Consider the following 12,985-nt stretch of genomic DNA (forward strand, 5'->3'; position numbering starts at 1 on the left):
GAGCGGCCAAGCCGTTTCGAAACGGCTTGAAAAAAGCGGCTTGGAAGCCGCTTTTACAACGCGCTTGCAAGCGCGTTGACCCAAGGCTTTTCGAAAAGCCTTGGGCGCTTTGTGACGGAGGTTGCGCTCAGGCCTTGGCGTAGCCCAGCGCCTGAAGTGCCACGCGGATCTCGTCGAGGACCGCCGGGTCGTCGATGGTGGCCGGGGGCTTGAACGTCTCGCTGTCGGCGATCTTGACCATGGTGGCGCGCAGGATCTTGCCCGAGCGGGTCTTGGGCAGGCGGTCCACCACGCAGGCCAGCTTGAACGCCGCCACCGGGCCGATCTTGTCGCGCACCAGCCGCACGCATTCCTTGACGATCTCCTCGTGCGGGCGGTTCACCCCCGAGGACAGGCACAGGAAGCCCAGCGGCAACTGGCCCTTGAGCTGGTCGCTGACGCCGATCACCGCGCATTCGGCCACGTCCGGGTGGCTGGCCAGCACCTCTTCCATGCCGCCGGTCGACAGGCGGTGGCCGGCGACGTTGATCACGTCATCGGTGCGGGCCATGATGTAGACATAGCCTTCGTCGTCGATCATGCCGGCATCGCCGGTCTCGTAGTAGCCGGGGAAATGTTCGAGGTAGGACTTGCGAAAGCGCCCTTCGGCGTTCCACAGCGTCGGCAGCGTGCCCGGAGGCAGCGGCAGCTTGACCGCGATGGCGCCCAGCTCGCCCTTGGGCATCGGGTGCCCGGCCTCGTCGAGGATATGGATGTCGTAGCCCGGCATCGGTTTCGCCGGCGAGCCCAGCTTGATCGGCAGTTCCTCGATCCCCAGCGGGTTGCCGGCGATGCACCAGCCGGTTTCGGTCTGCCACCAATGGTCGATCACCGGCACCTTGAGCTGGTCCAGCGCCCACTGGATGGTGTCCGGGTCGGCCCGTTCGCCGGCCAGGTAGACGGCGCGCAGGCCGGACAGGTCGTATTTCCGGACGAACTCACCCTTGGGATCCTCGCGCCGCACGGCGCGAAAGGCGGTGGGGGCGGTGAAGAAGCTCTTGACCTTGTGCTCGGAGATCACCCGCCAGAAGGTGCCCGCGTCGGGCGTGCCCACGGGCTTGCCCTCGAACACGATGGTGGTGTTGCCGTGGATCAGCGGGCCGTAGCAGATGTAGGAATGCCCCACGACCCAGCCCACGTCCGAGGCGGCCCAGAACACGTCGCCGGGATCGACGTTGTAGAGGTTCTTCATCGTCCAGTTCAGCGCCACCAGGTGGCCGCCGGTGGCGCGCACCACGCCCTTGGGCTGGCCGGTGGTGCCGGAGGTGTAGAGGATGTAGGCCGGGTGGTTGCCCTCGACCGGGACGCAGTCCGCCGGTTCCACGCCGTACTGGAAGCCGTGCCAGTTGTAGTCGCGGCCCTCGATAAGCTTGGCCACTTCCTGTTCGCGCTGGAAGATCACGCAGAAGTCGGGCTTGTGCCTGGCCAGGTCGATGGCGCCGTCGAGCAGCGGCTTGTAGTGCACCACGCGGCCCGGCTCCATCCCGCAGGAGGCGGCGATGATCGCCTTGGGCTTGGCGTCGTCGATGCGCACCGCCAGTTCATTCGCGGCAAAGCCGCCGAACACCACCGAATGCACCGCGCCGAGGCGGGCGCAGGCCAGCATGGCCTCCAGCGCCTCGGGGATCATCGGCATGTAGATGATGACGCGGTCACCCTTTTCCACGCCCTTGGCGCGCAGCGCGCCGGCCAGGTTGGCCACGCGGTTGCGCAGTTCGACGTAAGATATCTCGCGCTTGGTGTGGGTGATCGGGCTGTCGTAGATGATGGCGGTCTGCTCACCACGGCCGTTTTCGACATGGCGGTCGACCGCGTTCCAGCAGGTGTTCACCAGGCCGTCGGCATACCATTCGTACATGTGGTCGCCACGGTCGAAGAGGGCCTTCGAGGGCTTCCTGTCCCAGTCGATGGCCTCGGCCGCCGCCATCCAGAAGCCTTCCGGATCGGATTTGGCGCTGTCGTACACGTCTTGATAGCCCATGGGGTGCCTCCTCTATTCCCTTGGCAGCGGCTTAGGCCCTGCGCCGCCGACCGGGCAAGTCTGTTACCGGCGGTCAGGACAGATTACCGCAGACGGTTTGCGAATTTGCGCTGCAAATATTTGCAAACCACCTGAAATCTTGCTTGCAGGTTTGATGTGGGGCCGATTTTGCAAAATTTGGCACCTGATCGGGGCGAGTCGGGCGGATTCGGCCCCGGTGCAAAGCGGGCGGATCGGGTCGTGCCGCAACTGTGATCGGTCAGATGGCTTGACCTGCCCGCCCTGCCGTGGACTCATCGGCGCAAGAAGGCAAAAGGAGTACTTGTATGCAAAGCAACGCCTTCAGGGCACTGGTCCTGACCGTTCTGGCGTTTTGCGCACCGGCCACCGCGGCGCTGGCGAACTGGGAATTCGAAGGCGGCCCCGAGGCCGAGGTGCACACCGCCCGCGTCTGCGAAGGCCGCGATCAGGTGCTGTGCTTTGAACTCGGCTGCACCACGGGCGAGCCGCTGGGGTTTCGCCTGACCTCGCGCAACATGGCCGAGATGGTGGCCGCGCCGCGGCTGGACACGCTGCTGTTTGTCGGCTCGCAGCTGGCGGGGTCGCTGGAGTTCAGCCAGAGTGGGCTGGAAAGCTTTCGCGCGCCGCTGGAGGAAACGCATCTGCGCGGCATCGACCGGCTGAGGGCGGGGATCCGTGCGCAGCTGCATGTCTGGTACAGCGCCGAAGGGGCGCCGGAAATCCACCAGTTCACTCTGATCGGATCGAACGCGGCCATCAGCGCGGTGCAGGAACAATGCCCGCTGCCGGATTTCGCGGAACGCGAACTGGAGCGCCGCACGCTGGCCGATCCGGCCGCCAAGGTCCTGTCCGACATGCGCGAGGCCTGCTCTGTCCTGAGCGGCACGCTGACCGAGGGCGCGGGGTTTGCCGTGCCCTTTGACCTCGACGGGCAGGAACCGATGGACCTGCGGGTCAATCACGGCGCGCTGGTCTGCGACAGCACGCCGGACCTGGTCTGCGGCACGGCGGGGTGCCTGACCTCGCTCTGGCAGGGGCTGGACGACGGGCGTTATCGCCGGGTTTTCCTGAACGCGGTGCAGGATGCCGAGACGGTCGAGCCGGGCGTGGTGAAGATGTCGTTCAAGGGGTCGCGCTGCAAGGGCGTGGAGGCCGAAGAGGGGCAGGAGCCGGTCTGCGACGCGCTCTATGACCTCAGTGATTTCGAGCTGACCCCGCGTCCGTGAGGTCGCGGGTCGGGCCCGGGACGGGTGGGGCATCCGCCCGCCGTCCCGGGGCTTGATCGGCGGCGGCATGGGGGCGCTGCCGTGCCGGTGCGCCCCCGCCAAGGTCAGCCGTAATGCGCCACCGGCGTGCCGGCGATGGCCGCCATGTTCAGCAACCCGCGCGCGGTGATCGCGGGCGTCACGATGTGGGCGCGGTTGCCCATGCCCATCAGAATCGGCCCGACCTCGAGCCCGCCGCCCTTCATCTTGAGGATGTTGCGGGTGGCCGAGGCGGCGTCGGCATGGCCGAAGATCAGCACGTTGGCCGCGCCCTGCATCCGGTTGCCGGGGAACAGGCGTTCGCGCAGGTCCGGGTCCAGCGCGGTGTCGACGTTCATCTCGCCCTCGTAGCTGAAGTCGCAGCCGCGCGAATCGAGGATCTGCATCGCCTCGCGCAGGCGCATCCCGCTGTCGGACTGCTGGTTGCCGAACTGCGATTGCGAGCAGAGCGCGATCTTGGGCTCGATGCCGAAGCGGCGGACGTGGCGTGCGGCGCCGATGGCGGTTTCCGCCATCTGCGCGGCGGTGGGCTGCTGGTGGACGTGGGTGTCGGCGATGAACAGCGGCCCGTCCTCGAGGATCATCAGCGACAACGCGCCCTGCGGGTGATGTTTGCGGTCGCCCAGCACCTGCCGGATGTAGTTCAGGTGCCAGACGTATTCGCCGAAGGTGCCGCAGATCATGCTGTCGGCCTCTTCGCGGTAGACCATGATGGCGCCGATCGCGGTGGAATTGGTGCGCATGATCGCGCGGGCCAGGTCCGGAGTCACGCCGCGCCGGGCCATGATCTCGTGGTAGGTGCCCCAGTAGTCGCGGTAGCGCGGGTCGTTCTCGGGGTTGACGATGTTGAAGTCGCGTTCGGGGCGGATCATCAGGCCCAGCCGTTCGCAGCGGGTGGCGATGACCTCCGGACGGCCGATCAGGATCGGCAGTTCGGTGGTCTCCTCCAGGATCGCCTGCGCGGCGCGCAGCACGCGTTCATCCTCGCCCTCGGCAAAGACGATCTTGCGCGAGGCGGTGGCGGCGGCCTGGAACACCGGGCGCATCAGCAGGGCGGACTTGTAGACCGAGGCGTCGAGCCGCTGCTTGTAGACGGCGAGGTCCTCCAGCGGGCGGGTGGCGACGCCGGACTCCATCGCCGCCTTGGCCACGGCGGTCGAGACGATGCCGGACAGGCGCGGATCGAACGGCTTGGGGATCAGGTAGTCGGCGCCGAAGGTCAGCTGTTCGCCGCGGTAGGCGGCGGCGGCCTCGGCGCTGGTGGTGGCGCGGGCGAGCGCGGCGATGCCGTCGACGCAGGCGATTTTCATCTCGTCGTTGATCGTGGTCGCGCCGACGTCCAGCGCACCGCGGAAGATGAAGGGAAAGCACAGCACGTTGTTGACCTGGTTCGGGAAATCGCTGCGCCCGGTGGCGATGATCGCGTCGGGGGCGACCTCGCGGGCCTCGTCCGGCATGATCTCGGGCGTGGGGTTGGCCAGGGCAAAGATGATCGGGCGCCGGGACATGCGGGCGACCTGCTCGGGCTTCAGCACGCCGGGACCGGACAGGCCCAGGAACAGGTCGGCGCCGTCGATGACATCGTCCAGCGTGCGCAGGTCGGACGGCTGGGCAAAATCGGCCTTTTGCGGGTTCATGTCCTCGGCGCGGCCTTCGTAGACCAGGCCGTGGATGTCGCAGAGCCAGATGTTCTCGCGCTTGACCCCCAGCTTGACCAGCATGTTCAGGCAGGCGATTCCCGCCGCGCCGCCGCCGGTGCTGACCACCTTGACGTCACCCCAGGCCTTGCCGGCGACGTGCAGCGCGTTGGTCGCCGCGGCGCCGACCACGATGGCGGTGCCGTGTTGGTCGTCGTGGAAGACGGGGATGTTCATCCGCTCGCGGCAGATCCGTTCAACGATGAAACAGTCCGGCGCCTTGATGTCCTCGAGGTTGATCGCGCCAAAGGTCGGCTCCAGCGCGCAGACGATCTCGGCCAGCTTTTCGGGGTCGGATTCGTCGACCTCGATGTCGAAACAGTCGATGTTGGCGAACTTCTTGAACAGGACCGCCTTGCCCTCCATCACCGGCTTGGACGCCAGCGCGCCGATGTTGCCCAGGCCCAGCACGGCGGTGCCGTTCGACACGACGGCCACCAGGTTGCCGCGCGTGGTGTAGCGGGCGGCGTTGGCGGGGTCGGCCTTGATCTCGAGGCAGGCCTCGGCGACGCCGGGGGAATAGGCGCGGCTGAGGTCGCGGCCATTGGCCAGCGGTTTTGTCGCGCGGATCTCGAGTTTGCCGGGGCGCGGGTTCTCGTGGTAGAACAGCGCCGCCTGGCGCAGGGTTTCCTTGGTCGTGTCGGTCATGGACAACTCCCTCCCGAGAATATGTTCAGCGTTAAACGATCTCGGGCGGCGGCCGGAGAGTCGCGTGTCCGATAGCAGTTTACCCCATGTGTGGGAATTGCAAAGCTGCCGCAAAGGAAGGCGGCCTGCCCGCTTTTGCGCTAACACGCGGGACTTGCATTCCGGCAGGCGGCTTCGCAACATGGGGGGCACCCAGCGAGGACGTCCCAGCCCATGACACAGAGCCCATCCGATCTGGCGGCCGCTGCCCGCGCGGTGCGCGAAAACGCCTATGTGCCCTATTCGCATTTCAAGGTGGGCGCGGCGCTGCGCGCGCCCTCGGGTGCGGTCTACGTCGGCTGCAACGTCGAGAACGTGGCCTACCCCGAGGGCACCTGCGCCGAGGCGGGGGCGATTGCCGCCATGGTCGCGGCCGGTGAGACCGAGATCACCGAGGCCTATGTCATCGCCGACAGCGCGCATCCGGTGGCGCCCTGCGGCGGCTGCCGGCAAAAGCTGATGGAATTCGCCCGCGCCGATGTGCGGGTGACGCTGGCCACGGTCGACGGCGCCGAAGAGGTGGTGACGGTGGCGGACCTGCTGCCCGGCGCATTTGGCACCAAGCACATGGACCGCGCCTGATGGACGCCCGCAGCATCATCGCCGAGTTGCGCCGGGGCGAGGAACCCGCGCCCCGGGAACTGGCCTGGTTCGCGCAGGGGCTGGCCGATGGCACGGTCAGCGGCGCGCAGGCCGGGGCCTTTGCCATGGGCGTCTGCCTGCGCGGGCTGTCCGAGGCGGGGCGCGTGGCGCTGACGCTGGCGATGCGGGATTCGGGCCGGGTGCTGGACTGGCAGATGGACGGGCCGGTGGTGGACAAGCATTCGACCGGCGGGGTGGGCGACTGCGTGTCGCTGGTGCTGGCCCCGGCGCTGGCGGCCTGCGGGGTCTACGTGCCGATGATCTCGGGGCGCGGCCTGGGTCACACCGGCGGCACGCTGGACAAGCTGGAGGCGATTCCGGGCTACATGGTCGCGCCGGACGAGGCGCTGTTTCGCCACATCGTCGGCGACGTGGGCTGCGCAATTGTCGGTGCCTCGGCCGATATCGCCCCGGCGGACAAGCGGCTGTACGCGATCCGCGACGTGACCGGAACGGTCGAGAGCCTGGACCTGATCACCGCCTCGATCCTGTCGAAAAAGCTGGCGGCGGGGCTTCAGGCGCTGGTGCTGGACGTCAAGACCGGCTCGGGCGCCTTCATGAAATCGCGCGAGGAGTCGCGGGCCCTGGCGCAGGCGCTGGTCTCGACCGCCAATGCCGCCGGCTGCCCGACCACGGCGCTGCTGACCGACATGACGCAGCCGCTGGCGCCGTCGCTGGGCAATGCCTTGGAGGTGGACGAATCCATGCGCGTGCTGACCGGGCAGGCCAAGGGGCCGTTGCTGGAGTTGAGCATCGCTTTGGGGGCCGAGCTGCTGACCACGGCGGGCATTGCCGACGGCGAGGCGAAGTTGCGTCAGGCGATTGCCTCGGGCGAGGCGGCGGAGCGGTTCGGGCGCATGGTCTACGCGCTGGGCGGGCCGCTGGCCTTTGTCGACGACTGGCGGCGCTTTCTGCCCGAGGCGACGGTGATCCTGGAGGTGCCCGCGCCCGAGGATGGCGTGGTCGCGGCGTTCGATGGCGAGGCGCTGGGGCTGGCGGTGGTGGACCTGGGCGGCGGGCGGCGGGTCGAGACCGACAGCGTCAACCCCTCGGTCGGCCTGTCCGAGGTGGTGCGGCTGGGCGCAAAGGTCAGCCGGGGCCAGCCGCTGTGCCGCGTCCATGCCGCGCGCGAGGAACAGGCGGCGGCAGCGGCGCAGGCGGTTTTGGCGGCGATCACCCTGGGCGACGCGCCGAAGGAGGTGCCATTGGTGCTGGAGCGGGTGACCTGATGCGCGCCTTCCTGGTGGTGATGGATTCGGTCGGGATCGGCGGCGCGCCGGATGCCGATGCGTTTTTCAACGACGGCTTGCCCGATACCGGCGCGGACACGCTGGGCCATATCTTCGACGCCTGCGCGCGCGGGGATGCGGAGGACGGGCGATCGGGGCCTTTGCAGGTGCCGGTGCTGGCCGGGCTGGGGCTGTACGCCGCCGCCGATCTCGCCAGCGGCGGGCATCGGGCGACGGGCACGCCCACGGGCCTGTGGGGGGCGGCGACGGAGGTGTCGAAGGGCAAGGACACGCCCTCTGGCCACTGGGAACTGGCCGGGCTGCCGGTGCCCTGGGACTGGACCTATTTCCCCGATACCCAGCCGGCCTTTCCGGCGGAACTGACCGCGAAAGTCTGCGAGATCGCCGGGACGGACGGCATCCTGGCCAATTGCCACGGCTCGGGCACCGTCATGCTGGACCGTTTCGGCGCGGAGCACATCCGCACCGGCAAACCGATCTGCTACACCTCCGCCGACAGCGTGTTCCAGATCGCCGCGCACGAGGAACATTTCGGCCTCGACCGGCTGTTGCACCTGTGCGAGACGCTGGCGCCCACCCTGCACGGGATGAAGGTGGGCCGCGTGATCGCGCGGCCCTTCGTCGGGGAGCCGGGCCGCTTCAAACGCACGATCAACCGGCATGATTATGCGATTCAGCCGCCGCAGCCGATCCTGACCAACTGGGTGCAGGACGCGGGACGGCGGGTCTATGCCGTGGGCAAGATCGGCGATATCCTGTCGATGGCGGGCATCGACGAGGTGCGCAAGGGCGATGATGCGACCTTGATGGGGCACCTGTCAGACCTGGTGGAGACGGCCGAGGACGGCTCGCTGACATTCGCCAATTTCGTCGAGTTCGACAGTCTTTACGGGCATCGGCGCGACGTGTCGGGCTATGCGCGGCACCTCGAATGGTTCGACGCGCATATCGGCCGTCTGCTGCCGCGCCTGCGCGACGGCGACCTGCTGCTGATCACCGCCGACCATGGCAACGACCCGACCTGGACCGGCACAGACCACACGCGCGAACGGGTGCCGGTGCTGATCGCGGGCAAGGGCGCGGGCAGCCTCGGTCAGATCGGCTTTGCCGATGTTGCCGCCTCCATCGCCGCACACCTGGACGTGCCCGCGCAAGGGCCGGGGAGATCCTTTCTGTGAGACACGAAGACGACCGGCTCCGCCCGATCACCGACGAGGAACACCTCGACCGCATCGCGCGCCTGCCCAAGGTGGAGTTGCACCTGCATTTCGAAGGCGGCGCGCCGCCGGCCTTCATCCGCGGGCTGGCCAAGGAAAAGAAGGTCGACATCGCCAAGGTGTTCAACCGCGACGGATCTTACGCCTACCGCGATTTCTGGCACTTCCTCGAGGTCTACGAGGCGGCGACCTCGGTGCTGAAGACGCCCGAGGATTATGCCCGCCTCTGCACCGCCGTGCTGGAGGAGTCCGCCAGGAATGGCGTGGTCTACTCCGAGACCTTCCTCAGCCCGGATTTCTGCGGTGGCGGCGATGTCGGGGCCTGGCGGGAATACCTGCTGGCCATCCGCGAGGCGGCCGAGCGGGCCGAGCGCAGCCACGGCATCACCCTGCGCGGCATCGTCACCTGCATCCGCCATTTCGGCCCCGACAAGGCCAGGCGCGCCGCGCTGTGTGCCGCCGAGACGGCGGGCGACTGGCTGGTGGGCTTCGGCATGGCCGGGGACGAGAAGAAGGGCAAGCAGAAGGATTTTGCCTGGAGCTTTGACCTGGCGCGCGAGGCGGGGTTGCGTCTGACCAGCCACGCCGGGGAATGGAACGGCCCGCAGGAGGTGCGCGACGCGGTTGAGGACCTGGGGGTCGAGAGGATCGGCCACGGCGTGCGGGCCGCGCCCGATCTGGCCACCGTCGACATGCTGGCCGAACGCGAAATCACGCTGGAGGTCTGCCCGGGATCGAACGTCTTTCTGGGGGTGTACCCCACGCTGAAGGACCACCCGATCGACAGGCTGCGCGACCGGGGCGTGCGGGTGACGGTGTCCACCGACGACCCGCCGTTCTTTCACACCACCATGCGGCAGGAGTACCTTGGCCTTGCCAAGACCTTCGGATGGGACGAAGAGGTGTTCGCAGACATCAACCGCACCGCCCTCGACGCCGCCTTCTGCGATGCGGCCACCCGGGAGGCGGTGAAGAAGAGACTGGAGACGGCATGAGCGACACCCTGACCATCGTCGACCATCCGCTGGTGCAGCACAAGCTGAGCCTGATGCGTGAACAGACCACCTCGACCGCCAGCTTTCGCCGGCTGTTGCGCGAAATCAGCCTGCTGCTGGCCTACGAGGTGACGCGCGACCTGCCGCTGACAACCCGGCGGATCGAAACCCCGCTGTGCGAGATGGACGCCCCGGTGATCGAGGGCAAGAAGCTGGCGCTGATCTCGATCCTGCGGGCGGGCAACGGCCTGTTGGACGGCATCCTGGAGCTGATCCCGGCGGCGCGGGTGGGCTTTGTCGGTCTCTACCGCGACGAGGAGACGCTGAAGCCGGTGCAGTACTACAACAAGCTGCCGACCCAGATGGGCGAACGCATCGCCATCGTCGTCGACCCGATGCTGGCCACCGGCAATTCCTCGGCCGCGGCCATCGACCTGGTCAAGAAGGCCGGGGCGACGGACATCCGGTTCCTGTGCCTGCTGGCGGCGCCCGAGGGTGTGCGGCGGATGGCCGAGGCGCATCCCGACGTGCCGGTGATCACCGCCGCGCTGGACGAAAGGCTGAACGAAAAGGGCTATATCGTGCCCGGCCTGGGCGACGCCGGGGACCGGATGTACGGCACCAAATGACCCTGTCGCGGGGCACTGGTTCCAGCGGTGGAACAGGTGTCCCGCAGCGTCGGACAATCGGGAAAACCGGGCTGCATTGTTCCGCAATCGGGCTGTGGGTATCCCAAAGCCGTTAATATTTTCAAGGCTTTACAGACCGGCTTGCCAGAGGGTATCCTGCGAGTCGCATCTGTGGGGGCAGAACATGACCTTGAAATCTTTCTCTTTTTTCGTGCTGGCCGTTTCCGGATTCGGAATTTTTTCCCATCCGGTGGCGGCGCAGAACAGCACGGACATCCCGCTCAACTTTCCGCCGGCGTCCTTTCAGGGCACCCAATTCGTCGACAACCGGGGCTGCGTCTATGTGCGCGCGGGGTTTGACGGGCTGGTGAACTGGGTGCCGCGCGTGACCCGCGGGCGCGAGCATATCTGCGGCCAGACGCCCACCTTCGGCTCGACCCAGGTGGCCGCCCCGGCGCCCGCGCCGCGGGCGCAGCCGGCCCCGGCACCGCAGCCGGCGCAGGTCACCGCGGCCCCGCCCGCGCCCCGGCCTGCCGCCGCGCCGACGCCGCAACGGGTGGTGCGCAGCCAGCCCGCTCCCCAGCCGGTGGTGCGCCGCGTGATGACCGCCCCGGCGCCCAAGCCGCCCGCCGCCGAACCGCCGCGCGTGGTGCGCCGCGTGCCGGCGCCGCAACCCGCGGCACCCGTCGTCACCACCAGCGTCCCCGCGCATGGCAAGGCCAAGGTCCTGCCGATGGGGCCGATCAAGGTGCCCGCGCAGATCGCCTGCGCCGAAGGCCGAACCTACCGTGTCGTCGATGGCAGGAAGACCCCGATCCGCTGTGGCCCGCAGCAGACGCCGCACGCCACGGTGATCCGTCGCGGTGACGCACCCGCCAGCGGCGCGAACGTCTATTACAACAAGAAAAGCTGGGAAGGCAGCAGCCTGGACCTGCCGCCCGAGACCCGCATCGTGCCCAAGCACGTCTACGATCAGCGCGACACGCAGGTGGCCCATGTGCCCGAGGGCTACAGCCCGGCCTGGGAAGATGACCGGCTGAATTCCTACCGCGCCTATCAGACCGTTCAGGGCCACCAGGACACCCAGCAGGTCTGGACCAACACCGTGCCGCGCGAACTGGTCAGCCAGGCGCGGCGTCACGAGGTCAAGCCGCCGGTGGTCGTGGGCCGCGCGGCCTCGCCGCTGCCGCTGACCCCGGTCGTGACCACCAAGGGCAAGGTGCCGGTCACGGTCGGCCGCTGGATCGAGGTCGGCGCCTTTTCCACCGAGGGCAAGGCGCGCCAGGCGGTGTCGCGGTTGCAGGCGGCGGGCTTTACCGTCCGCATGGGCCAGCACAGCCAGAACGGCCGGAGTTTCTCGCTGTTGCGGGTCGGGCCCTATGCCGACGACGCCGCGCTGCGCCACGCGCTGAACCGCGTGCATGGCACCGGGTACACGCAGGCCTACGTCCGCTGAAGTCCGTCCCCACGGACCCGCCCGCCCGCGTGCCCGCCACGCGGGCGGCTGCGTTCCTGTCGCGTCACGATCCGCAGATGCCCTGAAGCCGCACCCAGTCGGGGTCGCTCAGCACCGGGCGGCTGCCTTGTTCGGCGCGGGGGTCGGCCTCGATCAGCGCCAGGGTGCGTTCGCCGGTCATGTCCAGCGCGTAGGCATAGGGCGTGCTGCGCAACTCGGCCTTGGCAAAGGCGGCCAGCAGGCGCTCGGTCTCGGGCCGGGTGGCGGTGCGGGTCATCACGACCTCGGCGTAGCTTTCCAGCACGCTGTCGGGCAGCACGCCGGTGGTCAGCAGACGCAGGCTGGCCATCAGTCCGGCATGATCCAGCAGCACGGCCAGCGGATCGGTCTGCTGCGCGCGCACCGTCTCGGCGACGACATAGCCGGCGGCGACATCCGGGTCCTCGTAGTCCTCGATCACCGAGCGGTTCAGCAGCACGATGCCGCCCGGCAGATGCGCGCTGACCAGCGCGCCGCCCGGCAGGATGACGATGCGGCGCCGGTCCAGCCGCGCGGCCAGCCGCTCCAGCGGGACCCGCGCATCGCGCGAGGCGCAGGGTTTGCCCGACAGCCGCTCGATATGGGCCAGCAGGCTGTTGCCGATCTCGGCGCGCTTGACCGCCGGGACCACGGTCACGGTGTAGCGTTCCAGCGCGCCGGGCAGCCACAGCACGCCCGCCGCGGCAAGCGCCGCCAGCAGTCCGCCCGACAGCAGGAACCGCAGCTTGCCCGGGCGCGGCCGGCGGCGTTCGATCGCGCGCAGCAGGCGGTCGATGCCGTTGATCATCTCGGCCTCGGTCTCGGGCAGTTCCAGCGTCTCGCCCGGGGCGTTGTCGGGAAAGTAGATCGCCGGGACGTCCTTGCCGTTGGCGCGGTTCACCGCCCCCAGCGACCAATGCGCCAGCGCCCGCCCGTTGATTTCGGACAGGGTCAGGGTCGCATCGCCCAGCGAGACGATGACCTCACGCCGCTGGTCCTCGGGCGTCGGGCGCCAGAGGCCGGTCGCTTCGAGACGGTCGAACTGTTTGAGGGCGGTCATACCGGGCTGCTCTGCCTCACGTTTCGCC

The 12,985-nt window shown here is 68.5% G+C and carries 10 protein-coding genes; 7 read left to right on the plus strand and 3 right to left on the minus strand.

Translation table 11 applies throughout. The features are described from left to right. Positions 1 to 127: 127 nt before the first annotated feature. Entirely contained in the window at positions 128 to 2,020 is a 1,893-nt protein-coding gene (gene prpE, locus MAA8898_RS06735) for a propionate-CoA ligase PrpE (RefSeq protein ID WP_094020227.1), read from the minus strand. Between the two features lie 326 nt (positions 2,021 to 2,346). On the opposite strand from prpE, the gene MAA8898_RS06740 reads away from it, so the two are divergent. Next, positions 2,347 to 3,267 carry a hypothetical protein gene (locus MAA8898_RS06740; protein WP_094020228.1) on the plus strand — a complete coding sequence of 307 codons (921 nt, stop codon included), beginning with the start codon at positions 2,347 to 2,349 and terminating at the stop codon, positions 3,265 to 3,267. 104 nt (positions 3,268 to 3,371) lie between these two features. On the opposite strand, the gene MAA8898_RS06745 is transcribed toward MAA8898_RS06740, so the two are convergent. Beyond that, positions 3,372 to 5,651 (minus strand): NADP-dependent malic enzyme, encoded by a 2,280-nt coding sequence (locus tag MAA8898_RS06745; protein WP_094020229.1) that lies wholly within the window; start codon positions 5,649 to 5,651, stop codon positions 3,372 to 3,374. 213 nt (positions 5,652 to 5,864) lie between these two features. Between MAA8898_RS06745 and MAA8898_RS06750 the strand changes: the two genes are divergently transcribed. From MAA8898_RS06750 to MAA8898_RS06775, 6 genes are all read left to right on the plus strand, one after another. After that, the gene (locus MAA8898_RS06750) at positions 5,865 to 6,272 is read left to right on the plus strand and encodes a cytidine deaminase (RefSeq protein ID WP_094020230.1); all 408 of its coding nucleotides are present in this window, start codon (positions 5,865 to 5,867) and stop codon (positions 6,270 to 6,272) included. After that, complete coding sequence (locus MAA8898_RS06755) at positions 6,272 to 7,561, plus strand: thymidine phosphorylase (protein WP_094020231.1); 1,290 nt, start codon at positions 6,272 to 6,274, stop codon at positions 7,559 to 7,561. The genes MAA8898_RS06750 and MAA8898_RS06755 overlap by 1 nt, the downstream gene beginning before the upstream one ends. Then, positions 7,558 to 8,760, plus strand: coding sequence for a phosphopentomutase (locus MAA8898_RS06760; RefSeq protein ID WP_176445097.1), 1,203 nt, complete (start codon positions 7,558 to 7,560; stop codon positions 8,758 to 8,760). Before MAA8898_RS06755 ends, MAA8898_RS06760 begins: the two co-directional genes overlap by 4 nt. Further along, positions 8,757 to 9,794, plus strand: a complete 1,038-nt coding sequence (locus tag MAA8898_RS06765; RefSeq protein ID WP_245853267.1) for an adenosine deaminase — start codon at positions 8,757 to 8,759, stop codon at positions 9,792 to 9,794. The genes MAA8898_RS06760 and MAA8898_RS06765 overlap by 4 nt, the downstream gene beginning before the upstream one ends. Continuing rightward, positions 9,791 to 10,423, plus strand: a complete 633-nt coding sequence (upp, locus tag MAA8898_RS06770; protein WP_094020233.1) for a uracil phosphoribosyltransferase — start codon at positions 9,791 to 9,793, stop codon at positions 10,421 to 10,423. Before MAA8898_RS06765 ends, upp begins: the two co-directional genes overlap by 4 nt. Positions 10,424 to 10,607: 184 nt before the next feature. Beyond that, on the plus strand, positions 10,608 to 11,879 hold the full coding sequence (locus tag MAA8898_RS06775; RefSeq protein WP_094020234.1) for an SPOR domain-containing protein: 1,272 nt from the start codon (positions 10,608 to 10,610) through the stop codon (positions 11,877 to 11,879). 64 nt (positions 11,880 to 11,943) lie between these two features. Here MAA8898_RS06775 and MAA8898_RS06780 read toward each other — a convergent pair whose 3' ends face one another. Further along, entirely contained in the window at positions 11,944 to 12,957 is a 1,014-nt protein-coding gene (locus tag MAA8898_RS06780) for a hypothetical protein (protein ID WP_094020235.1), read from the minus strand. Positions 12,958 to 12,985 lie beyond the last annotated feature (28 nt).

Source organism: Antarctobacter aquimaris (genome assembly GCF_900184945.1).
Lineage (GTDB): Bacteria > Pseudomonadota > Alphaproteobacteria > Rhodobacterales > Rhodobacteraceae > Maliponia > Maliponia aquimaris.